The 23,510-nt window shown below is 39.3% G+C and carries 20 protein-coding genes; all 20 read right to left on the bottom strand.

Annotation, left to right across the window (positions count from 1 at the left end):
• Window positions 1-73: 73 nt before the first annotated feature.
• Complete coding sequence (locus Q0507_RS02135) at window positions 74-472, bottom strand: hypothetical protein (RefSeq protein WP_298711681.1); 399 nt, start codon at window positions 470-472, stop codon at window positions 74-76.
• 86 nt (window positions 473-558) lie between these two features.
• Window positions 559-3,795 carry a type I restriction endonuclease subunit R gene (locus Q0507_RS02140; RefSeq protein WP_298711683.1) on the bottom strand — a complete coding sequence of 1,079 codons (3,237 nt, stop codon included), beginning with the start codon at window positions 3,793-3,795 and terminating at the stop codon, window positions 559-561.
• A 16-nt stretch (window positions 3,796-3,811) separates the two neighbouring features.
• Window positions 3,812-4,963, bottom strand: a complete 1,152-nt coding sequence (locus Q0507_RS02145; RefSeq protein WP_298711687.1) for a restriction endonuclease subunit S — start codon at window positions 4,961-4,963, stop codon at window positions 3,812-3,814.
• Window position 4,964: 1 nt separating this feature from the next.
• Entirely contained in the window at window positions 4,965-6,704 is a 1,740-nt protein-coding gene (locus Q0507_RS02150; RefSeq protein WP_298711690.1) for a class I SAM-dependent DNA methyltransferase, read from the bottom strand.
• Between the two features lie 15 nt (window positions 6,705-6,719).
• The gene (locus Q0507_RS02155) at window positions 6,720-6,947 is read right to left on the bottom strand and encodes a DNA-binding transcriptional regulator (RefSeq protein ID WP_060919255.1); all 228 of its coding nucleotides are present in this window, start codon (window positions 6,945-6,947) and stop codon (window positions 6,720-6,722) included.
• 267 nt (window positions 6,948-7,214) lie between these two features.
• Window positions 7,215-7,697, bottom strand: a complete 483-nt coding sequence (locus Q0507_RS02160) for a GNAT family N-acetyltransferase (protein WP_298711697.1) — start codon at window positions 7,695-7,697, stop codon at window positions 7,215-7,217.
• 132 nt (window positions 7,698-7,829) lie between these two features.
• Window positions 7,830-8,603 (bottom strand): amino acid ABC transporter ATP-binding protein, encoded by a 774-nt coding sequence (locus Q0507_RS02165; protein ID WP_298711700.1) that lies wholly within the window; start codon window positions 8,601-8,603, stop codon window positions 7,830-7,832.
• Window positions 8,600-9,316: an amino acid ABC transporter permease gene (locus tag Q0507_RS02170; protein ID WP_008603263.1), complete on the bottom strand. Its 717-nt coding sequence runs from the start codon at window positions 9,314-9,316 to the stop codon at window positions 8,600-8,602. The genes Q0507_RS02165 and Q0507_RS02170 overlap by 4 nt, the downstream gene beginning before the upstream one ends.
• A gap of 6 nt (window positions 9,317-9,322) precedes the next feature.
• Window positions 9,323-10,039 (bottom strand): amino acid ABC transporter permease, encoded by a 717-nt coding sequence (locus Q0507_RS02175; protein WP_298711703.1) that lies wholly within the window; start codon window positions 10,037-10,039, stop codon window positions 9,323-9,325.
• Window positions 10,040-10,094: 55 nt separating this feature from the next.
• Window positions 10,095-10,934 carry a transporter substrate-binding domain-containing protein gene (locus Q0507_RS02180; RefSeq protein ID WP_008603275.1) on the bottom strand — a complete coding sequence of 280 codons (840 nt, stop codon included), beginning with the start codon at window positions 10,932-10,934 and terminating at the stop codon, window positions 10,095-10,097.
• On the bottom strand, window positions 10,927-12,417 hold the full coding sequence (locus tag Q0507_RS02185) for an MmgE/PrpD family protein (RefSeq protein WP_298711710.1): 1,491 nt from the start codon (window positions 12,415-12,417) through the stop codon (window positions 10,927-10,929). The genes Q0507_RS02180 and Q0507_RS02185 overlap by 8 nt, the downstream gene beginning before the upstream one ends.
• Window positions 12,418-12,541: 124 nt before the next feature.
• Window positions 12,542-13,657 carry a glutathione S-transferase C-terminal domain-containing protein gene (locus tag Q0507_RS02190; RefSeq protein ID WP_298711713.1) on the bottom strand — a complete coding sequence of 372 codons (1,116 nt, stop codon included), beginning with the start codon at window positions 13,655-13,657 and terminating at the stop codon, window positions 12,542-12,544.
• A 392-nt stretch (window positions 13,658-14,049) separates the two neighbouring features.
• On the bottom strand, window positions 14,050-14,703 hold the full coding sequence (gene pcp / locus Q0507_RS02195) for a pyroglutamyl-peptidase I (RefSeq protein ID WP_367268437.1): 654 nt from the start codon (window positions 14,701-14,703) through the stop codon (window positions 14,050-14,052).
• A 163-nt stretch (window positions 14,704-14,866) separates the two neighbouring features.
• Window positions 14,867-15,796 carry a DUF979 domain-containing protein gene (locus Q0507_RS02200; protein WP_298711719.1) on the bottom strand — a complete coding sequence of 310 codons (930 nt, stop codon included), beginning with the start codon at window positions 15,794-15,796 and terminating at the stop codon, window positions 14,867-14,869.
• Window position 15,797: 1 nt separating this feature from the next.
• Window positions 15,798-16,547, bottom strand: coding sequence for a DUF969 domain-containing protein (locus tag Q0507_RS02205; protein WP_298711722.1), 750 nt, complete (start codon window positions 16,545-16,547; stop codon window positions 15,798-15,800).
• A 190-nt stretch (window positions 16,548-16,737) separates the two neighbouring features.
• A complete protein-coding gene (locus Q0507_RS02210) occupies window positions 16,738-17,223 on the bottom strand; it encodes a GNAT family N-acetyltransferase (protein WP_004694271.1) in 486 nt (161 codons plus the stop codon).
• A gap of 357 nt (window positions 17,224-17,580) precedes the next feature.
• Window positions 17,581-19,305, bottom strand: coding sequence for an S-layer homology domain-containing protein (locus Q0507_RS02215; RefSeq protein ID WP_298711726.1), 1,725 nt, complete (start codon window positions 19,303-19,305; stop codon window positions 17,581-17,583).
• 688 nt (window positions 19,306-19,993) lie between these two features.
• Complete coding sequence (locus Q0507_RS02220) at window positions 19,994-21,181, bottom strand: MBL fold metallo-hydrolase (protein ID WP_298711729.1); 1,188 nt, start codon at window positions 21,179-21,181, stop codon at window positions 19,994-19,996.
• 218 nt (window positions 21,182-21,399) lie between these two features.
• Window positions 21,400-21,942 carry a hypothetical protein gene (locus Q0507_RS02225; protein ID WP_298711732.1) on the bottom strand — a complete coding sequence of 181 codons (543 nt, stop codon included), beginning with the start codon at window positions 21,940-21,942 and terminating at the stop codon, window positions 21,400-21,402.
• Between the two features lie 185 nt (window positions 21,943-22,127).
• Window positions 22,128-23,198: a 3-isopropylmalate dehydrogenase gene (gene leuB / locus Q0507_RS02230; RefSeq protein WP_298711735.1), complete on the bottom strand. Its 1,071-nt coding sequence runs from the start codon at window positions 23,196-23,198 to the stop codon at window positions 22,128-22,130.
• Window positions 23,199-23,510: the final 312 nt, after the last annotated feature.

Genomic DNA, 23,510 nt, shown 5'->3' on the forward strand with positions numbered 1-23,510 from the left:
AAAGTTGTTACAAAATAATTGTATATAGAAACTGGGTACAAAAAAGAGTCGCATCACAAAGATGCGACTCTTTTTATTTGGGCTCTCGTTCTAAAAATTCTTTGAAAAACTCAATAAACCTCGGCAAATAGGTTTGATCTAAACTTTCAATAGTCATATTACATTTGTAATTACAAGTGGTACAGATAGTAACATCCATGATCAAAGCACCCTTTTGGTCTAAAGAGAATGTTAGCGTATCCCCTTCTCCCGTCAGAATATATGTAAAGGTTGCTTTGCCTTTGCAGTTTTCATACAAGTCAACTAATTCTTTATAACCAGCGCGAATTCCTGACCAATCACTAGGGTCAATATATCCAGAACAAATGTTATAGCCCTGTTTAATATATATGCCAAACACACCAAATTGAGATAACTCTGTATCCATATCAAAGGCAATTGTTAAATTTGGTTCATTTACAATTTCATACATTCTCTGTCACACTCCACAAACAACAATTTTTATTTATTATAGCACTGCATTTGTGAATGTAAAAGAAATTATAGTTTTTCCAGAAATTAGACAGACCCAATCCATCCATATCCTTGTACTGCCATATCCATAAAATGATTCATAAGTAAAGATACCTTAGAGTCAAAAGATGCTTTATCATAACTTTCAGGCAAATCATCATTCAAGGATAGTTCTACCTCATATTTTAGCTTAGCAATTGGCTGTTCATCCTTATACCAATCTACTACAAGAAGATTATTACGATTATCGACTAGCTTCTTATAAAGATTCTTGGCAGAGAGTTTTACTTTTTGCTCTTCATCCTTTGTCACCTTTTTTCCAGCAATAAGCAAATCAAAGATTTCCAGTTCTTCTTCTGTAAGGCCTTCTGTATTTGCACGATTATCTTCCTGACGAAGATCTTCAAGAAGTTTTACAAGTTGCTCATAGTAATCCTCATTTTCAGTGCCACCTGCATTATAGGAGTCAATAATTCGCTTGAAACGTTCGGAGAATTTAGTTCTCGTACAGTTTCTATTAAGCATCTGTTCGAGTGCTTGCTCAATGTATTCCTTCAAGTCGTTAATCTCAATAGCTTTATACTTAGCAACCTTGATTTCTTTTCTCAATTGCTCAACATCAACCTTTGAAAGATCAATAGCCTTTGTTCCTTTTATCATGTACTGTGCAGGTTTTTCCCGTACATAGTTTACAAACTCTTGACTGGCGGTAACGCTACCATCTAAAATTTGGTTCATTTTTTGTCTAGCACGAGCAACCTTTTCATCGTTAACAGTGTTATATAAGAGACCATGCAAATACACAAGTGGTGCAAACTTATCGTTGCTCCAATGCTTCTCAAAGATTTCCGGCTTTGATGCTTCGTGTAGATTTGTCAAAGAATTAAGGATAACCTTAAATTTTTCTTTATCATCATCTTTTGCAACGATAGTATCATAAGCACTTCTTAATGCATCTAATTGATCCAGTGTATTAGAATCAGCAATTATCTTTTCTAAATCAATATCAAGAGACAATAAGAAAGAATCTGCTTCATAGATTGTACCGTCAATATAGCTGATTAATTGGTCAATATCTTTTGCAGGGAATTCTGTTCCGTCATCACCAGTGGCATATTCTGTTAATGCCTTCTTCATGTATTTAAACACATTGATATAATCTACAATAATTCCGGCAGGTTTTCCTGGATACACTCTATTGGCACGAGCAATTGCCTGCATCAGCGTGTGGCCTTTCATTGGCTTATCAAGATAAAGTGTAGATAAGTTCTTTACATCAAATCCTGTCAGCCACATGGCACAAACGAACACAAGTTGCAGTGAGTCATCAGGATCTTTGAATCTATCCTCAATATCTCTGCCGTCCAGTGTGATTTCTTTCATCTTTGCTCGATGTTTTGTAATATCTAATCCTTGCTTAGCAAACTTGGTTTCTTCATCATTTTCTTCTGAAATGATAACGGCCATTTCCACCTTATTCATATAAGCAAGAATACGTGTAAGCTGATCACGTTTTTCCTTAGTGTCAGCTGTATTTCGCTCTTTCATGATGTTCTGCTTTTCTATAGCCCAATAATGCTGAACCTTGTCATACATTTTGACAGCAGTATACTTATCAACAGATACAACCATACCTTTTCCAAGGAATCCACGTCTTGGGAGGTGGTAAGCAATATCCTGTGCCACTTTATCTAAGCGGTCATCTCTCTTGATAACTTCAAGGATACGTGATGATGCATTCTCTAAGAGGCGAGTTTCATCCTCGTTGAGATTTTCCTCTTCGATAATGTCCACAACGTCATCGTCAAGGAAATCATTCTCGAGACCAACTTCCGGAACTCGTCTAGAATAGAACAACGGTACAGTAGAGCCATCTTCGACAGATTGTGCAAAGTTATACTCTGAAACATACTCACCAAACCATTGATTGGTAAGGCGTTTAGCGCCAAGAAGAGGTGTTCCTGTGAATGCCACAAAGTTAGCATTCGGAAGTGCAGTTCTCATGTTCTCTGCTAAGTCTTTATACTGTGTTCGATGTGCTTCATCAACAAGAACAATAATATCGTCACGAGTAGAAAGCACTGGATATTTCTTTGTCTTATCGTATCTGAACTTATGAATCAAAGTAAAGATAAAAGCCTTATTGGTAGTTAGGAAATCACGCAGTTGCTTGCTGTCCTTTGGCTGACATTCTTCTTTAGAACCAATAACCTCTGTACGCACAAAGTTCTTATGAATCTGTGTATCCAAATCTTCACGGTCTGTGATAATGAGGAACGAGAAATTACCTTGAATCTTACGCTTTACTTTGCGTGCAAACATAACCATAGAGTAGGATTTTCCTGAACCCTGTGTATGCCAGAAGACACCAAGCTTACCGTTAAGCTCTTTTCTGTTCTCCACTGATTCCATTAGATTATTTACACCTAAGTACTGGTGGTTCTTAGCGATAATCTTTATTCTCTGATTTTCAAAAAGAATAAAGTTTTCTATATAATCAATGAGTCTATCTTTGTTAAGAATACCATCAACAAAATATCTGACAGAGCTATCCTTAACATTATCCGCAGTAAGAATGGCTTCTCTGTCCAGTTTTTCTTTTTCGCTATCAATTTTGAGCCATTCAAAGAAATAATCATAGGTCGCATTAAATGCACCAAGCTTCGTTTCCAAACCATTTGAAAGCACACAAATCTGATTAAATGCAAAGAGATTCGGAATATCCCGCATGTAATCTTTGAGATTCTTGTTGTAGGCTTCTTCAACCTTAACAATGCTATTTTTCAGTTCAATAAACACAAGAGGCATACCATTGACAAAAATAAGGATATCCGGTCTTCTGTAGTAAACCTTCCCCTGAATCCACATCTGAGATACCGCTGTGAAAGTATTATTCTCCGGGTGTTCAAAGTCTATCAATTTTACAAAGTCGAAATCTTCCTTACCGTTTCTACGAACTGTGATTTTTATATTATTGCGAATTTGTCTATATATTTTATAGTTAGTATCAACAATATCCGTGCCTGTATAATCCTGCTGTAAGTTTTTTACTATTTCCTTAATTTTGTCTTCGGAGATAATAGGATTTATACGTTTAAAAGAAGACAACATAATATCAGGTAGAACGCATTCTTTCTTAGAGGATCTTCCCGTACCATCATTCAAATCGTCTCTCTTACTAGGGTCAGCATCACAAATAAGGATATCATACTTAAATGGTTCAGCTTTTAATTTTGTAAGTATAGCCTGTTCTATATCATCTTCAGATATAAAATTACGCATATGAATCCCCCCCTAATTACACTTCAAGCTTTCCACTCATTAGGCGTGGTAAAAGCATGTCTCTTCGTTTGATTAATGAGTGATTTTTCTTCGCCAACTGGAATACTTCTTTTAATATCGGTTCGACAAAATTATTGAAACTAAAAAGCGTAACTTGATCAGGTTCGATTATTTTTATTCTATTAATGTCTAATTGACTTAAACCTGGCTGTGCAGAATTCCGATTCAAATTCTGCATGAGAGTAAAATAAGAGGTTTGTTTTAATGTAAAATAAAGATAGTTTTGATATTCCGCTCTTATAGAATTCAAAAAAAAGACATGTTCATTAATAGCAAAACGCTCAAAAGGGAATCCATATTTAAAAAGGGTAACCTTTCCAATATATGCTCCATCTTTGTATATCAGAATATGATTTCCTCTATTCTTTCCTCTTTTTAACTTCCGATAAAACTCTTCAGGTATTAATTTTACATCACTATAATCAAACTCGGCTAACCCCTTAACAGATTCTGCACCTAAAGAAGGTACGCCATCATCAATCGAACTATTTATGCCTCCTTTTGGGCGAGCACCTGATTCAAGTTGTATACCAAATTGATCCAATCTTAATTTCTTCCAAAATTTGGGAATTTTACCTTCAAACTCAACATTCTCATATCCCGGAAAGCGAAATCTTACAAACCATTCCTTGTAGAGATTTTCAACCATTTGTTCCAAGAGTTTAACTCGCTTGTTGTTGTTTTCGATGAGGTTGTCATAGGCAGAGAGAATATCGGAAACCTTCTTTTGTTCATCTATATCATGGACTACTATTTTTAATCGTTTCAAATGATTTTGATTTAATGTAGGAACACCTGCTCCTGCATTATATTGTTCTAAATGCATCGTTTGTAAAAAATAATATATATATTTAGGGTTGTTCCCTCTAAAGTCCTTAGAATACAGGGATGTATTTAAAGGCCAACATTTACTATCTATATATTGAACCTTCCCCAAACTCCCAGATCGCCCCGTAACAACCACTGGAGGCTTAACCTTGTATGCATTGTGATAGGCTTTTATGTTTGTTGAGGCTACAACGGGATATTCACCATCCACAATCTTGCTCTCTGGCAAATCAAATCCTCTATTTAGTCTAACAAACTCATCAAATGTTATTTTTTTCATATCACTCACCCAACAATCCTTTCAGATTATTTGCGATGAGTTCTTCCAAGGATTTTGCTTCGGCACTTAATGCAGTGAATTCAGCATTTAAAGAATACATTTCTTCTTTAAATTCTTCATGGGTTAAACCATCATCTTCAATAACCACACCGACATAACGTCCTGCATTAAGAGAGTAGTCTTGGTCAATAATTCCATCCTCTCCATCCATGGGTGCTGCCTTACAAAGACCGATAATATCAACATATACACCATCTGGAAATCTTTCAGTTAACCAGTCAATCTGTGACTGCCAATATACTTTTGTAAGAACTTCCTTGTTGTCAGATGCTTCTGGAGCATTGGCAAGTTCTACTTTATACTCATCAATCAAATCAACAAGAGCCTGTGTATCACCGTGATATAGTTTTGTTATTACGCCAAGATTCTTAATCTGCTGGTCAGAAAACTTTCTATGAGCACGGTCAATCTGTGTAAATACCTTTCTAGCATCAATAAATAAGATTTCATTTTTCTTCTCAGTGTTTGGCTTCTGTTTATCGAAGAACCACAGAGTAGCAGGAAGTGTAACTGATGAAAACATATTAGAAGGAAGGGTTACCATCTGTGAGATGATACCTTCTTCAATCATTTTCTTTCTGATTTCATATTCTGAACCAGATGCATCAGATGCAGAATTGGCCATGACAAGTGCTGCCTTACCATTCTCATTTAAGGCAGTAGCAAAGTAGCCAATCCACAAATAGTTTGCGTTAGGCACAGTTTCTTTCTTGTCAGATTTTTTCTTTGTTGATTTGCTTTTGTTTCTTGGCACTCCATATGTATTGAAACGTGCATCGTCAGAAACCCTCTCAACCACAACCTCATCGACGTTAAAGGGTGGATTCGCCATTACATAGTCAAACTGTCCAACTGCATTATATGGATCAGAATAAAATGAGTTAGCTTGTGTAATGTCACCACGGATATTATTAAGGAGAAGATTCATCTTTGCTAGTTTTACTGTATCAGGTTCCTTTTCAACACCATAGCAACGGAATTTCATTTGTTCACTCTCGTTGGAATTGTGATCATGCATGTATCTTGCGGCCTGAACAAACATACCTCCAGAACCACATGCGGGATCTAGGAACTTCTTTTCACCTGGCTGAGGATTTAATACTTCAACCATATATCTTACAACAGTTGCAGGTGTGTAGAATGTTCCTCCATCCTTTCCTTCTGCAAGTGCAAAATTTCCTAAGAAATATTCATAAATTTCACCAAAGATATCAATGGTGCTATTTTCAGGAATATCCTTAAAAATACGTATGATGTTAGAAAGAAGCTCCGGTTCTTCCTCTGGTACAAGCTGAGCATATACTTCTTTTGGAAGGACACCATCCATTTTAGGGTTTTCAGTCTCAATTACTTCTATAGCTTTCTTTACAAGAGTAGCTTTACTAGCATCATCTGGTGCGTCATTGATAAAGTCATAATAAGCACATTCAGGAAGATAGAATCCACACTTCTCGATAGAGATTTCTTTGATGGACTTTTCCATACGACCGCCTTTAAGACGATTATACTCTTCCTCAATATTTTCCTTATATTGTTTGTATAAGATATCTGCATATCTAAGGAAGATAAGTCCCAGAATAGGTTGACCATACTTATTCGCAGCCAAATGAGCACTAGCTCGAAGCACATCAGCAGAGTGCCATAGAGTGTCTTTTAACTTTTTTAATTCTTTATCTGTCATAACAGTATTGCTCCTTTATTTTTCTATTTTATAGTCAAACCAAGACTCCTCTAATACTTCATAAGGGATATTATTATCTAAGCAAAATGTATTAATACTTTTCATTGCTTTTAGGTTTGGCTTTGAACGTCCAGATTCCCAACGATTTACAGTAGAAAAAGCCACACCTATTACATTGGCAAATTCCTGCTGTGTTAAAAATGAACGTTGTCTAATTCTTTTTATTTCTTTAGGAAACCCCATATATATGCATCTCCTTTTTATCCATTAATATAGCATTATTATAGCAAACATATATATATTTTTTTAGTATCTATTTACTAGGCATTCTGATTTATCAGTATTTACCAATATCAAAATTAGAGAATATGATAACCATATATGAATAACTCCAAAGTAATCTTAAGATTAATACTGCAATAGTAACATCTTATAGAACAACAAAGAGTCGCACCAATTAGATGCGACTCTTTTAGTTAAAATCTCAAATTAATACTAATTTTCTTATCTTTATAGTATTTTCTTAAAGAATATAGTAGTATGAACTTTTCCAGGCAGTTGCGTCCGCTTATATTCTTTAAAGCCAAAGCCTTCATACATTTTGGCAAGCCACGGATGTTCCGCGGCGGTACCAAGTGTTACAACAGGAGTCTTATATACATTACGCAATAAGCCTTCTGCTTCGGCAAGAACTTCTCGAGCATACCCTTTCCCCTTATGTTCAGGAGCCGTCACAAAGTGTGCAATATGCGGGTATACATCTGGTGTAGCCTTTGGTATCCAAGGCATGCGGAATGAAATAGAACACACCAAAGATCCATCTATGTAGAGACCGTACACAGGATATTTTAAAATCCATGCGCGAGATTCTTCTTGGCTAAAGTTGATGGCATCGAAGGATATAGGATAGTTCTTATTCTCTGCGTAGCCCGCAATCAACACCTCGTGATACTCTGCCGCATCATCTACGGTTAATTGTCTAAATTCTTTCATTATGTACCTCGTTTAAAGCGACCTAATTCTAAAGATATTAGGTCGCCATTAATTTCTATACTACTAAGACAGCGCGCATTATTAGAGTTCTGTATTATTTATAGCACTATACTATGTATAACGCTGTACTATTTATAAAGCTGCGCTATCTAGAGGCAAGTCACTTTCTAGTGTAAGGTAACGGCTCAAGAATTTACGTGTTCGTTCTTCTTTTGGATGTTCAAGGACAACCTTAGGGTCCCCTTGTTCTACGATGACGCCACCTTCCATAAATACCACTTGGTCTGCTACTTCTTTAGCAAAGCCAATTTCATGAGTTACGATAATCATGGTTACCTCTAACTCTTTCGCAATCTTGCGGATAACGGCCAATACTTCGCCTACGAGCTCTGGATCAAGAGCTGATGTAGGTTCGTCAAAGAGGATAACCTCTGGATCCATCGCAAGGGCACGAGCGATGCCGATACGTTGTTGTTGACCACCGGAAAGTTGTACAGGATAGTAATCATCATAACCTTCCATGCCTACTTCCTTAAGGAAGCGTTGCGCAATTTCACGGGCTTCAGATTTTTTCATTTTCTTAACCGTTACAAGGCCTTCCATAATGTTTTCAATAACAGTCTTGTTAGAGAACAAGTTATAAGACTGGAACACCATAGATGTATTGCGGCGTACGTTTAAAATTTCCTTGTTAGACGCTTTATGTAAGTCTACGGAAATATCGTTTAATTGCATCGTCCCTGCATCGGCCTTTTCAAGGAAATTGAGCGTTCTAAGGAACGTCGTCTTACCACTACCGGATGGGCCAAGGATAACCGTTACAGAACCTGTTGGCACATGTAGGTCGATGCCCTTTAAAATTTCACGGTTCCCGAAGGATTTGTGAACTTGTTTAATATCTATCATAATGCATTACCTCGTTTATACTTGCTTGCATAGACTTCTAAACGATGGAAGATAAATTCAAAGACAATCCCCATCACCCAGAATAGACCGGCCACCACAATGTAGGCCTCAAAATACTGTGAATTTTCCTCTGTATATAACTTTGCAGCGCCGAACAATTCAATAACAGTAATGACGAATACGATGCTCGTACTCTTCATAGTGTTAAGGAATTGATTTGTAAATAGAGGCAACGCAAAGACTGTTGCTTGTGGCAATACGATGCGACGGAACGCTTGGAACCAAGTCATACCAATAGCTTGAGCCGCTTCCATTTGACCTTTTGGTACAGATTGCAACGCAGCCCGGAAGATTTCACTCAAATACGCCCCTGTATGCAACGTCAAGCCTACAACAGCTACGAAGGTAGCTGGCACCTTTTCAAAAGGCACATGCACCCCCGTTTGATCCTCTAGTGCGAGGAATAGAATTGGCAAGCCATAGTACACGAGATATAAGAGAACCATGTTCGGAATACTACGGCACAATAATACGTACAAGTAGCTAAGCTGACTGAGCACAGGTACTTTATTTTGTTGTAGCACGCAACTTAATAGCCCTAGGATTGTACCCAAACCAACGCTGAGGAAGGTAATCATGAGGGTTACTTTCACATAAGGAATGACAGCAAAGAAGGTGCCATAAATATAGGTTGAATCAATAATATGTCCCATAAGCCCCTACTCCTCACTGATCAAAATGTGTTGCGTTTCCTTGCCCGCAACGGTAAACCGTTTTTCAAGCAATCGTCCCAAGAGGGACACGATGATAATCAAAATGCCATAAATGATAGCTGCGTCTACGAATAGCTCAAGATAGCGCTGGCTATTGCCACCCATCAGGTCCGCCTTACGCATCATATCGACAACGCCGACGTTAAAGATGAGCGCCGTCCCTTTTAGCATGCCGATAACGAGGTTCGTCAACGGCGGAATGCTCATGGTGAAAGCCTGCGGCAAGATAATGCGCACATAGCTTTGGAATTCGGTCATACCAAGGCTTTTAGAGGCTTCCTTCTCACCAGGTGCAACCGCATCAATACTGGAGCGCATGATTTCAGCACTATAAGCCGCAATATGCAATGTAAACACGGCATACACGAATACGAGGCCCGGCACATTTCTCATGTTAAGCCCCATATGGGACATAATTTCTGGCACCCCAAAGTAAATAAGGAAGAGTTGTACCAAGAACGGTGTACCCCGCATAAAAGAGATAAAGACAATAAATAATTGGTTTAATACTGGTACCTTCTTGAGGCGAATGATGGCTATGATAGAGCCCAAAATAACACCTAAGATGGCAGAAATAACGGTGATGAGCACCGTTACGTGAACATAATTCAAGAGCTGTGGAAAGGCTTGGATCATGTAGGACACATCAAAATACTTGCCCACAGTAGCACCTCGCTTCTAGACATAATAGAATAAGGCCGTCAAGGCGGCCTATTCGTTATTTTTGTGTTGGATCGAATGTGTAATCCCCACCAAGATATTGTTCAGAAAGTTTTTTCAACGTACCGTCAGCACGCATTTCTTTCATCGTTTTATCGATTTTTTCGTTTACTTGTTTCATATCATCTGTGCGTTTAGATAAGAAGTATGTTGGTACTACTGCCAATACATCGCCTACGGCTTTGAGTGGTAGGCCACGGTCCTTAATAGCAGAATTAATTACGTATTCGTACTCACCAGCTGCATCGGCACGACCGGTAGCAACGAGGTTCAATGTTTCGGCACCGGCTTTATCTGTATAGATCACTTCAATTTGCGGATTCGCTGTTTCGTTGAATTGTTTTACTAATTCGTTGAACTCAGAGGATGTGGTAACGGCGATTTTTTTGCCTTTCAAATCATCTAATTTAGAAATGTCATTACGGTCGTTTTTCACCACTAATTTACGTGTGGAGTAGTTATTAACCTCATTTGTGTAGTAGTATTTTGCTTCACGAGTTGGATTGCGGCGCATTTGGTTTGCAATCATATCGACTTGGCCTGCATCCATCGCTACGAAGGCAGCATCAACGGCCATAGGCTTGAAGTTGAAATGAAGGTCTGGATTACGACGTTCAATTTCTTTCAACAACTCTACGTCAAAACCTGTAAGGTTGCCATTATCGTCTGTATAGGAATACGGGCGAACTGTACCGCGTGTAGCTACGTTAATCACTTTGGCATCTGGATTCACCTTTGTTTCTTTAGATGTATCATCACCGCAACCAGCCACAACAAGCACGCCTAGTGCCAATGCGCCGATGGCGAATAATTTCGTCAATTTCTTTGTATTAAACATGTAAAACTCCTTCTTTTCGCAATGTTTGCAGGAACGGCTCCACCTTATCTGTATTGGTAAAAGCCTCAATAACTCTATCTATTTGTTTTGTCTCTAAGGTGAGACCTAGTTTAATGCGTATATCCTCTAGGTTGAGAGGATTATTCGGCGATCCTTTCGGATTGTTCACCGTTTCTGTGAAAGTATCCCCATTTTTCAGTGTAACGGTTACGCTCGTAATCCGCTCTGTTTGGGATACCTTCGGCAAGTCATAGACGCGCTCTATCCGTGACATACAGTCTCGTACTTCTTGGTCTATGGCATCTAACTTGAACAATTCATCCTGTACAGCCCCATAGGCTAGGACTTGGTACACGATGTACTCTATGGAAAACTGCCCTTCTCGACCTGTACTTGGTGTTGTATAACGCAACGCCGCATCAGCACCAGGCGGGAAGTGAACAGTAACTCGATCTATATCCTCCCAAAGGGAGAAATCAGGGGTGGCACATAGTCTACATTGATCTTGTTCCTCTGCATCTGGTGAAAGGTAGTTATGTTTAGATACATACGAAGAGGATGTATATAGTCTATGTGCCACGATTTCTGCTGCTTCAGCGCCACAAATAGCTGCCGAGCAATAGGGGTGGACTTTCATCCACAAACCAGGATCAATAAGTTGCCCTGGTGCTAACCATCGACTACTGATATCATCTGATGTAATGGTAGTATTACCAATAGTTTTAAACCACCCCCGTTCAGGGTCAAAAGGTTTTGTACTAGTTTGAAGTGATGTATGTTGTAACAGTTCGTAAGCCCATACGCCATTGCGTGCTGCCAGTCCCGCATGGAGAGGCTTACCATCTGTACCACTTTGAAAGAACATGCCCGCCGACTGAGTCGAAGCTAGAGACAGGAGCTGAGCCAAGCTTTCACCATGAAGGCCTCGCAAAGCACCTATAGCGGCCGCCGTCCCAATCACACCAACGGTCCCCGTAGAATGCCATCCTTGGGTCCGATGTTCAGGATTGATAAGGAAACCAATGATTCCCTCTAGCTCGGCACCGACGATATAAGCACGAAGGAAATCGTGCCACCTATCTGTGGGTTCGAGCACTGCCAGTAAAGCAGAATATAAAACAGTACTGAAGTGACCTGCTAGATTCGCTTGCGCATCATCAAAATCTAGATAATGCGAGGCAAAGCCATAATACAAAGCCTTATCAGCTTTAGATACATTCTCTATTGCTAAGCCAGTATTGCCCTCTGATATAACCTTGCCACTCAAAACACTGGAGTTCATGTCCCGGCTAACATCCGAGCTTATAGATGACTTAGCCCCTATAAAGCGAGCTAACTCTTGAACGGCTTGTTCGCTCTCTGTTGGTGCTAAGGATGCCAGATAATCTAGGAAGGCAATACGAGCCACTGCTAAGAGGTCCTCTCGGTTCGTCACATCCGTTTGTTCTATGTAGTTCACAATCGTCTGTGTTACAGAATCCATAAAGTCTCCCTTTCAGTTATCTATAATTAAATATATATCGATTGATTCGTCAGTAATGTATCAGATTTCATAGTAGAAGATTTACTAAATACAGTTCAGACAACATATAAATTTACTGCCGATTTTATTTACCAAATTTTTCAGCCCGATCATTTGGCTCTAACCAAATAGAGTCGTCTGGACCTTTTGGAACAAGGCGTGGTAGATCTTCAAATGGTGTATGGTCTACATAGTAGAAACGTTTACGCATAGAGTCGAAGTCTGTTGTACCGCCGAATGCTGGATTGGAATACAAGTCCTTCGCATAGTTCCATAGGTTTGGATAGTCTACGAGACGTTTTTTATTTACCAAGTATTTTTGGTAGAATACGAGGTCAAAGCGCGCCAATGTTGGGAAAATACGGATATCTGGATCGGTAATCGTATCACCCATCAAATAACGTTGCTTGCTAAGGCGTTCTTCGAGCCAGTCCAAGCGAGCAAAGATACGGTCGTAGTAGTATTCGTAATCTTTTTGGTTTGTTACGAGAGCTGCCAAGTTTACCGCTAAGTTAAAATCAGCGTAGATAATAACGTTCAACGCATCGATATCGGCACGTAATTCCTCTGGATAAATATCTGGTGCATCAGGAGAGATGAAATCTTTAAAGCCCAATGCTAATTCCGTTGTTAACGCATGGTAGTCGTTGTTTACTACGGCACCAGTCGTAACATCTACAATGGCTGGTACCGTGGAACGTGCGTCATAGTTAGGATCACCTTTGCGATAGGCTTCACCTAAGGAGTGAATGCCTAATACAGGGTCTTTCTCATCCTTATCAAGGGTGAAGAACCAGTCTGCAATTACGCCAGCTGGGCGCAATGGATCAACAGTACCTTTAGAGATTACCTTATCTAGGCCAAGCAAATCGATGGCGATAGCAATGCGATGGGCCCAAGGACAATGCTTGGACCATACAAGGCGGTAACGATCTTTTTCTACAGGTAAAAACCCTGGTTCACTGCCAAAAGGTGTTGTGAATTGAGGCTCTTCACTATCAGAATATTTTTGACGACGGTTAAAATTAGATGCATCTTTACCTTCATACTCCTTTTGCTCCCCTTGAGAACGAGGGTTACTAGATTGAAACTCAGAAAAATCGATGGGGCAAGGATTCATGGCGCGTTGGAACTCAACCTCTTTTCGAGCTGCCGCAATGGTAGGATCCTTGATTTTACTTACATCTACTTGTTCACTCATTCTATACTCCTTACAGAGGTCATCGCCATTAGCCTTGCCATACGTCTTATGGTAAAAGCTTTTGTGATATTCCTCACTTATTCCTACTAACTTAATATGATTATGTGACTATATTACATTATTTAAATACCTATGTCAATAGTAGGTATTTAAAGTTTCTAATTATTTTAAAAGTAACTAACATCAAACCATCATCAGAGTACGTTATATATTATATCGTTCTCATATCAATAAACCCTTAAAGTCTAGTGCTCAAACAAAAAAAGCCCAAGCTACATCGTCGTTCTAATAGATAGCCTCTTTACTGGTTGTCCAGTAAAAGGGTCTCATATCATCGTCGATGTAACCTGAGCTTTTGATTTATTGTCTTAGTTCAATTCAGACCAAATGATTTATTCATGTGGCGTCGTATATGTAATGTTTTGCGCTTCGTAGCTTTCACCATGAGCCAATACGTGAACGATGGTTTCTAGCGTAGCGCGTACCGTTTCAACGGCCATGCTCGGTTGATCTGGCTTGTTTACCACTTGAGATGGCAAGTACGGAATGTGCATGAACCCTACCTTAATACCACCCTTTTGAGCCGCATAGTGAGATACGCCGTACATGATATGATTACATACAAAAGTACCCGCCGTATTGGATACTTTTGCAGGGATACCCGCTTGATGCAATGCATTTACGATGTCTTTAATAGGAAGTGTAGCAAAGTAAGCACTAGGGCCATCAGCTACAATGGGTTCGTCCGTCGGTTGATTACCCCCATTATCTGGGATGCGGAAATCATCGCAGTTGATGGCTACGCGTTCAATCGTAATGTCTGGACGACCACCAGCTTGACCTACACAGAGAATAAAATCAGGATTACATTTTTCTGCAGCCTCTATTGCTGTTTTCACTGAATTATAACGCACAGTAGGTACCATCTGAGTGACTACTGTATAGCCCCCATCTGTATACCCTTCCATCGTTTTTACAGCTTCCCACGCAGGATTGATACTTTCACCACCAAAAGGATCAAAACCTGTAATCAAAATCGTTTTCATCATATTACCTCATAACAATATCAATTGATACTGTGAATTTAAATAGTTTAACCGAAATAGTATTACATATTGCAATACTATCAATATTTATAGTTTTCAAAACCGCACTTATCTCAATATTATGAATGCATGGTTCTTAAACTATGTAAACACCTACTATGCATTATAAGAAATAGTACATCAATAGAATGTTCAATATCAGCATCACAATAGCTACTGGAATTTGCGCTTTAATAACGCCGTACGTATCCTTCATTTCAAGAAGCGCCACAGGCACGATATTGAAGTTTGCCGCCATCGGGGTCATCAACGTACCGCAATAGCCTGCGAGCATAGCGATAGGTCCGATAATAGCAGGGTTGGCACCATGACCTACAACGAGCATAGGCACTCCAATAGCACTCGTAATCATTGCAAAGGCTGCAAAAGCATTCCCCATAATCATGGTGAAGAAAGCCATACCGATGCAGTACGCCACAACAACAAGGAACACATTATCTGCGGGCACTATGCTAGCCACCATGCCAGAAATCAACTTACCTACCCCTGCGAGGTTAAATAAGTAACCAAGAGCCGCTAACAATTGGGACAAGATAGCCGTCCAGCCGATCGCATCGAGAAGGCGACGACCTTCATGGAAGCTTTGCGTTACCTTTGCTTTTGTAATATATAAAGCCACACACAAGGCGATAATGGAGGCAATCGCAAGCCCTACAAGGGCGCCGAGTTTCGTAAAGAACCCAATGATAAACGTAATAATCCCAACGAGCAACGCAGGAATAAAGATAACATTTCCTATGCGTAATGCTTCAAGTTTTTTGAAGTCCACAGCAGATTCAAAGTAATTTCCCTTGCCAAGTTGTTTGAACAACACGATGGCAGCCATCGCAATTACGAGCCATCCGTTAATCTCTTTAGACAAATAAGACCCAAAAATAAAGGAAATCCCATATAACAGCCAGAACAAACCAGTACCTATCCGATGTTTATGCTCTTTATCAAGGAAGGATTGTATAGAGAAGATAACTAAGATGATACCAATGAGAAGGTATACATAGTCTAAGGGCTGCATTTTGTATACTAATTCCAACATATTATTTGCCCTCCTTCACTAACTCTTCCGGTGTTACAAGAATATTTAACTCATTAGGCACCAATTTACCAGCTTTCATATCGGCCTCGTCTTGAGCCACGCTAGATTGAATCGTTTTATCGAAAACAAAGAAGCGAATAACGCTAACTACATAGGCACATACGGCCGTTGGCACTCCATAAATTACCATATCTGTAAGTTCAACGGTATATCCAAGTTGCTCCATCACGCCTTTGATCAATAAAAGCCCACCTGCTGCTAAGAACAGATTTTGACCGAAGAAGTTACCAAGATTATCAGTAGATGCTGCTACACCACGGATTTTATCAAGTGTACGTTGAGATATAGGTCGCCCTTGTGCTACAGCGGCTTCACTCATTGGAGAAATCAAAGGACGAACCATGGCTACTAGACCAGACATACTGATGCCAAGTGCTACCGTCACTTGACGAACGAATAGGTAAATCATAAAAATACGCCCCGCCGTTGCAGCGTGAATCTTGCCAATCAAAATTTCTGCCCGTTCACGCAAACCGTGCCGTTCCATAATACCAATGACGGGAAGGACTAAGGCAAATAAGGACATATAACGATTCTTAACAAAAGCCTCCCCAATAGCACCAACGATATCGTTTATGCTAAGACCTGCCGCAAGGCCCGTTACAAAGCCCGCCGCAATAACCACCAATAGAGCATTAAAGCGTAGCATCAATCCGATGACCATCACTAAAATGCCTGATAAAATCAACATATGGACACATCCTTTCTATAAATTATCCATAACCGCATATAAGTGCAAAGATGCATTATATGTATATATTATATAATAAATAGTAATAATCTTGCATAAGAAAAAGCCTTGTATCTAATTTTTAGTGAATGACAACGATCAACAACCGTACCCGCAAATCACTAAGATAGATTACAAGGCTTTTATTCAGTTAATTTAACTCTTTTTTGAATAATATAGTAGTATGTTGTTTTCCTCTAAAATGAACCTTATCATACGCAGTAAATCCAAAGGATTCATACATTTTAGGCAACCAAGGATGTTCCTTAGCCGTTCCTAATGTAACAATATGTGTTTTAAACTGTTCTTTTAAAAGCTCCTCTGCATAGCCCAAGACTTCCCGTGCATACCCTTTACCTTTGAAAGCTGGCGCCGTTACAAAATGCGCAATATGCGGATATTTATCTGGTGTTGAATATTTCACCCAAGGCATGCAAAATGTAATCGAACTAACTAATTGCCCATCAATATACAAACCATATACAGGATAATTTTCAATCCACTCCTTAGATTCCTCTTCCGTAAAATCAATGGCATCGAAGCTTATGGGATAGTCTTTTATAGCTGCGTAACCATCAATTAATACCTTATGATATTCTGCTGTATCTGCTACTGTTAATTGTCTAAATTCTTTCATGGTCTTTCCCTCATATCTATATTTTTACTTACAAACTACGTATATTAATTCACTTTGTGAAAGTAATTATATATCAATACGTATTTATTTGCAATATAATTACATAAATATTACGTGAAATTTTAATATCTAAAACGAAAGTTTCACATGCAATATTGTAATCTATAACTAAAAAAACTAAGTCTCTAAAATATCTGCAGAAGGCTAGTACTGTAAGTGCCAAAAGCAAAAATATCTGTATAAAAATAAATCTAATTAAATAAAACCATAGTATATTAGACAAAAAAAACAGGATGTATCAAAAGATACATCCTGTTTTGAGCTTTCACAAGCTCGAGGGGGAAGTTAAGATATAAATTATTTGTAAATACGGGAACCGTATACGTCACGTTCGTTTTTAGATTCGTTGTTAACGCGAACACGTTCAGTTTTGTGACGATCGTTATCATCACCAGAAATACGATCAATACGGAAGTGGTTAAGACGAATGTTTTGTAATTCAGGACCGAATTCATTCAACGCACGTTTCATGTTTTCATCAATAGGCGCACCGTTTTGAAGCGCACGGTACAACATAGTTGCGAATTCGTAGCGAGTCATTTTTGCATCGCCTTTGAATGTGCCATCAGGGTAACCAACAAGGATACCATTACCAGCCAATTGGCTAATGTATTGGTAAGCCCAGTGATTTTGAGGAACGTCTGGGAATTCAGCAGTTTTGCTAGGATCGATTGCAAGTGGGTTCAAGATTTGTAACAAGTTGTTATATCTGTTTTCCATATCTTGAAGACGTGCATTCAATTCAGCGATTTCACGGCCCATAGCTACGCGGGAACGGGATTCTGGGGAACGTTTACCAAGACGAATAGATACGCCTGCGTTCAATTGAGTTTCACCAGTACCTACAGTACCGCCAACGGAGAACATTGTGTCTTCATTAGGACGGTAGAACGCACCCAATGCAGCAGCATTTGCATTGTGGTAGTGACCATAACCAGCAGCGATAGTCGATTTATCATCTGGGTTGAAGTCCAATGGATGCAATGCAGCTAATGCAGCAGAGCCTGCACCTACTTTGTTAACGCGTCTTTCAACAGTACCAACACGGTTAGTCAAGTTTTTGATATTGTTATTAATTTGACCAGGTGTGGAGTTGTTGATTTGTGTTTGTAAATCATTAGCTACGGAATACAATTGGCTACCGTTAACAGCATCTGTAGAAGTAGCGGAAAGCTCACCAGGAGCAACATTTTTAAGTTGACGTTCAGAACCAACTTGACCTACAGATACGGAACCTTTAGCTGCAGAACCTACGCCAGCAAAGCCACCGAAAGTATGACGAGCGATGGTTGCACTGCTTTGAGCTGTAGCTTCACTTGTAGTGGAGCCTCGACCTAAAGCGATAGAGTTCAAATGTGTTGCATTTGCATGGTCACCAATTGCCATAGCGTAGTCCGCTGTAGCCTTTGCATCAGAGCCAAACGCATTAGCACGCACGTTAGTTGCTTGTGCACCAGCACCAAATGCTTGAGCATGATCACCAGACGCAAGCGCAGAGGAGCCCATAGCAATAGAGTGATTATTAGTTGCTTGTGCACCAGAACCGATTGCATTAGATTTATAGCCAGATGCTAACGCTTCATAGCCAAGAGCTTGTGCACGAACTTCAGATGCCTTTGCACGAGTACCAATAGCTGTGGCCCATGTACGTTCTGCTTCAGCAGAATGACCAATAGCGATAGTATCATTCATCAACGCTTTAGAAGAATGACCCACTGCTAATGCAGAGGTACCTGCTGCAGTATTATTAACACCAATAGCGACAGAATTACTTTTCCAATCACCAGTTTTTAATGTGGCATCATCTGGCTCATTCTCGTAATCACGATCGCGGAAGTTCGCAGCAGATTCTTTTACAGTATTACCACTACCATACGCAACTGCATTGTTTGTACCTGTAACAACATTAGAATTGTCCATTACAACAGAAGCAGCGTCTACCGTATTAACAGTCGCACCAACAGCAGTGACAGCAACTAATACAGCAAACGCTAATTTTTGGGAATGTTTTATTTCTCTCATCTTACACCCTCACTAAATAAAAAATATCCATATTATTACAATACAAATTTTTATTCTCTCTATGTTCCGTCTCTCACCTCGGCCTGATCAAGTAAGTACTCTAAAATTACACAAAGAAATACCCCTATCTCAGTTTAAGAAAAATTTATATTGTCAATTACTCGCCTAGCATATCAAAGTTTTACGATATACACAACCCCTTTTTATACAACAAATTTAATCAACCTGTTCTTAGAACCCTTAAAAGTCGCTTTATTCCTGATTTTATAAGGGATTAAATTCAACTCATTATTGCCCCTTATAAGTTAAATTTTTCTCAACTTTGTAAACATTTTTTATCCAACAAACTGTATAACTTATAAATAAATAACCACCTTATAAGTATGAAAGATAGACTATCAACTCCCATCATACCTTATTCATTCTTAATTCATGAATTATTAGTGAATTAAACTATCATGTATATTAATACATGACTTTATCATTTTATTATAATTTTATATTTGTATAACAGCAGTAGATATAACTTCTTATCAATAGTAAACAAACCGTCATGAGAACGAAGTGAGAATAAAACTACTAAATACACCTTAAATTATCCAATGTTTTATGTATACGTTCTAACAAAGCAAAAAAAGTCCCCTATTTTTCAAGAAAATAAAGGACTTTCTTCATTTAATATATATGTTTATGCTAATAATGCACTTACAAGTTCTTCTGCTTTATTTAAATCAGAATCTTCGGGGTTCCAGTTACATTTGATTTCAGGTTCTACTACAGAGAAACCATATTTAGTTAACTCTTCACGAAGTACCTTTGTAGATTCACCAGACCAGCCATAGGTACCAAATACGGCAGCTTTTTTATTTTTGAATTTTAACTCACGCAAAAAGTCGAGCCAACCAGCTACAGCAGATAATACGCTGTTACCCACTGTTGGGGAACCTACAGCAATGGCTTTTGACTTAAAGACTTCCGTCATGATGTCATTTTTATTGGTTTTGCTAATGTTAAAAATCTTAACACGTGTATCAGGGGATTGTTTAGCAATTTCTTCAGCAATCTTATGGGCCAATTTCTTGGTGCCATCCCACATAGTATCGTACACAACTGTGACTTGATCTTCTTGGTACGCTTGAGACCATTCATAGTATTTTTCTACAATTTGTATTGGATTTTCTCGCCAAATGGCGCCATGACTAGTAGCGATGATATCGATTGGCAAGTTAAGCTTTTGAATTTCTTCGACTTTGGCTTTTACCAATGGAGAGAATGGGTTCAAGATATTAGCGTAATACTTCATTGCCTCTTCCCATAAACGGCATTGATCCGCCTTATCTGCCCACAATTCTTCTACAGCGAAATGTTGACCGAATGCATCGTTGGAGAATAAGATATTGTCGCCTGTCATATATGTTGCCATGGAATCAGGCCAGTGAAGCATGCGCATCTCTACGAATACCAAGGATTTACCGTTCCCGATATCTACGGAGTCTCCTGTTTTAACAGTTTTAAAGTTCCATTCTGGATGATGATATTGGCCAACCAAGGACTTAACTGCATTTTCTGTACAATAAATCGGTGTATTAGGGATTTTTTCCATCAACGCAGGCAAGGAACCACTGTGATCCACTTCGCCGTGATTACATACAATGAAATCAATCTTATTCAAATCGATTTCCGATTCCAAGTTATCAATGAAATCAGAGGAATGAGGTTTCCACACAGTATCGATGAGGACAGTCTTCTCCTCTTCAATCAAATAGGCATTTTGGCTTGAGCCATTATTAATACTGTAATCAGAACCGTGGAACTCTTGCAATTCCCAGTCGATTTTGCCTACCCAAGAAACATTGTTTTTAATGTGCTTTCTCATAATAACCTCCATTTTCTGTGAAAGTTGACGTGCATAACTCAGATTTTTTTAATGAACCTATAAAGAAACACGAATGATAGAAGCAACTTTCACCGATAATACCAAATATATGGCCAAATGTTATATCAATGGATACAACATAAATCGGTCATTAACTATAGTTTTATTATATCGATATCACACAATTAAGTCTGTACCTGTAGGTACAGTTTTGAGAATTATTCTAAATGAGATGTTGGTTTTAAACCTGGGATAGCTTTATAGATATATAGAGAAATATATCCATCAACTAGGCTATGAACGACTGTACCACCGCCGACAAGAACGAACACAACGTAAACGAGATCAATATTTGGCATTGTAGTTGTCGTATAGAACAAAAGGCAAGCTAACACTTCGCCAATAGCGTGAATAATGCCGCAGACGATATTGAAAGCGGTAAAAGATAAGCCCCCAGTCAATACAGAGGGATGATGTTTAATGTAGTACGCCCCCATCAAAGCAAACATCATATGAGAAGCAGCCCGCATAACGATAACGATGGGAAATCCTGCTACGAAAAATCCAAGTGTAGATCCCACTACTACGCAAGCCGCCATCTTTCGAGATAGAAACATGGCCAGAAATATAGGAACGTGACTCGCCAATGTATACGATGCCGGTGGTATCACTACTTTCAAAGGCATCACGATAGGAATCATAATGGCTAGCGCCATCAATAAGGCAGTAATGGTTAAATTTCGATACATCGAAGAATTCATAAAGGCCTCCTCATTATCTCTTTCCAATACATCTACTAATACAATCATTTAATACAATTATCTGATTCACTACAAAACTGCTAATCAAATAATTCTAACCCTATAGACAAGGCTAGTAAAAAATAAGGAAACATAATCTCTCCTGCAAAAAAGAGAGGGCCTTTCCCTCTCTTTTTTAATGACACTTATAGTCGTTCGATTACGGCTTGCGCCATTTCAGTAGTACCTACGCGTTTCAAACCTTCGCGGTAGATATCGCCTGTGCGGTAACCATCAACAAGCACTTGTTCCACAGCATTTTCAATAGCGTCAGCCACTTGAGGCAAATCAAGGGAATGACGGCACATCATAGCAGCGGACAAGATTGTACCCAACGGATTTGCCAAGTTTTTGCCCATAATGTCCGGTGCAGAACCGTGGATTGGTTCGTACAAAGCAGTACCAGTACCCATAGATGCAGATGGTAAAAGCCCGATGGAACCAGAGATTACAGCGCCTTCATCGGATAAGATATCACCGAACAAGTTTGTAGTAACGATAACGTCGAACTGTGCAGGATTTACAACGAGCTGCATTGCGGTATTATCTACATAAAGGTAATCTGTTGCGATATCCGGATTGGCAGCGGCTTTCTCTTGCGCAATTTTGCGCCACAAACGAGAAGAAGCCAATACATTCGCTTTATCTACGGATACAACCTTTTTATTGCGTTTGCGAGCTGTTTCCATAGCGATATCCATGATGCGCTCTACTTCGTAACGGCTGTATGTTTCTTTATCCCAAGCAAACTCGTTAGCACCCTCACCTTGCGCCTCTTCCCGTTCACCAAAGTAAATGCCGCCAGTTAACTCACGAACGATAACGAAATCTACATCTTGCACGAGTTCCTTTTTAAGCGGAGAATACTCTTGCAAGGATGGATAGATTTTTACAGGACGCAAGTTACAGAACAAACCAAGCTCCTTACGAAGACCTAGAATTGCTTTCTCAGGACGGATAGAAGGATCGACATTATCCCATTTAGGACCGCCAACAGCACCCAACAATACAGCATCAGCCGCTTTACAAGCCTCGATCGTATCCTCAGTCAAAGGCACACCGTATGCATCGATAGACGCACCGCCCGCTTTCTTATCAATCCAATTAACCTTTACATTGGCTTTCTCAAAAGCCACATCGCATACAGCCTTCGCTGCCGCAATAATCTCAGTACCGATACCATCACCAGGAATCAATACGATACTCTTTTCGCTCATATTACCTCTCCATATAACAAATGTCATAGATGAACTACAAACTCATCTTTCGTTATTCCACCGTTAGAAATCTATATAGACGGTGTCGAGACTTCACACGCCCAAAAGCCGAATACTCGTCTCTCCTTCAAATCCTGCGCCACAAATTCATTCAAGATTTTAGTAGCTGCTAGGTTTTTAAAGTTTTGACCAAAACCGAATAATAAAACACGTAGATCCGAGGTGCATGCGCTAACGCGACTTTAGCAGGTCAAGGCTATGCCGCAGACCGTTAAGCTAGTGGAGCGGCAGCGCATCACCGAGGATCAGCAA

It is taken from the genome of uncultured Veillonella sp., assembly GCF_938010505.1.
Lineage (GTDB): Bacteria > Bacillota > Negativicutes > Veillonellales > Veillonellaceae > Veillonella.

What these genes read in the sequence shown, in the direction of transcription:
- Q0507_RS02135 (WP_298711681.1), bottom strand. Translation starts at nt 472, where the DNA reads ATGTATGAAATTGTAAATGAACCAAATTTAACAATTGCCTTTGATATG.
- Q0507_RS02140 (WP_298711683.1), bottom strand. Translation starts at nt 3,795, where the DNA reads ATGCGTAATTTTATATCTGAAGATGATATAGAACAGGCTATACTTACA.
- Q0507_RS02145 (WP_298711687.1), bottom strand. Translation starts at nt 4,963, where the DNA reads ATGAAAAAAATAACATTTGATGAGTTTGTTAGACTAAATAGAGGATTT.
- Q0507_RS02150 (WP_298711690.1), bottom strand. Translation starts at nt 6,704, where the DNA reads ATGACAGATAAAGAATTAAAAAAGTTAAAAGACACTCTATGGCACTCT.
- Q0507_RS02155 (WP_060919255.1), bottom strand. Translation starts at nt 6,947, where the DNA reads ATGGGGTTTCCTAAAGAAATAAAAAGAATTAGACAACGTTCATTTTTA.
- Q0507_RS02160 (WP_298711697.1), bottom strand. Translation starts at nt 7,697, where the DNA reads ATGAAAGAATTTAGACAATTAACCGTAGATGATGCGGCAGAGTATCAC.
- Q0507_RS02165 (WP_298711700.1), bottom strand. Translation starts at nt 8,603, where the DNA reads ATGATAGATATTAAACAAGTTCACAAATCCTTCGGGAACCGTGAAATT.
- Q0507_RS02170 (WP_008603263.1), bottom strand. Translation starts at nt 9,316, where the DNA reads ATGGGACATATTATTGATTCAACCTATATTTATGGCACCTTCTTTGCT.
- Q0507_RS02180 (WP_008603275.1), bottom strand. Translation starts at nt 10,934, where the DNA reads ATGTTTAATACAAAGAAATTGACGAAATTATTCGCCATCGGCGCATTG.
- Q0507_RS02185 (WP_298711710.1), bottom strand. Translation starts at nt 12,417, where the DNA reads ATGGATTCTGTAACACAGACGATTGTGAACTACATAGAACAAACGGAT.
- Q0507_RS02190 (WP_298711713.1), bottom strand. Translation starts at nt 13,657, where the DNA reads ATGAGTGAACAAGTAGATGTAAGTAAAATCAAGGATCCTACCATTGCG.
- pcp (WP_367268437.1), bottom strand. Translation starts at nt 14,703, where the DNA reads ATGAAAACGATTTTGATTACAGGTTTTGATCCTTTTGGTGGTGAAAGT.
- Q0507_RS02200 (WP_298711719.1), bottom strand. Translation starts at nt 15,796, where the DNA reads ATGTTGGAATTAGTATACAAAATGCAGCCCTTAGACTATGTATACCTT.
- Q0507_RS02205 (WP_298711722.1), bottom strand. Translation starts at nt 16,547, where the DNA reads ATGTTGATTTTATCAGGCATTTTAGTGATGGTCATCGGATTGATGCTA.
- Q0507_RS02210 (WP_004694271.1), bottom strand. Translation starts at nt 17,223, where the DNA reads ATGAAAGAATTTAGACAATTAACAGTAGCAGATACAGCAGAATATCAT.
- Q0507_RS02215 (WP_298711726.1), bottom strand. Translation starts at nt 19,305, where the DNA reads ATGAGAGAAATAAAACATTCCCAAAAATTAGCGTTTGCTGTATTAGTT.
- Q0507_RS02220 (WP_298711729.1), bottom strand. Translation starts at nt 21,181, where the DNA reads ATGAGAAAGCACATTAAAAACAATGTTTCTTGGGTAGGCAAAATCGAC.
- Q0507_RS02225 (WP_298711732.1), bottom strand. Translation starts at nt 21,942, where the DNA reads ATGAATTCTTCGATGTATCGAAATTTAACCATTACTGCCTTATTGATG.
- leuB (WP_298711735.1), bottom strand. Translation starts at nt 23,198, where the DNA reads ATGAGCGAAAAGAGTATCGTATTGATTCCTGGTGATGGTATCGGTACT.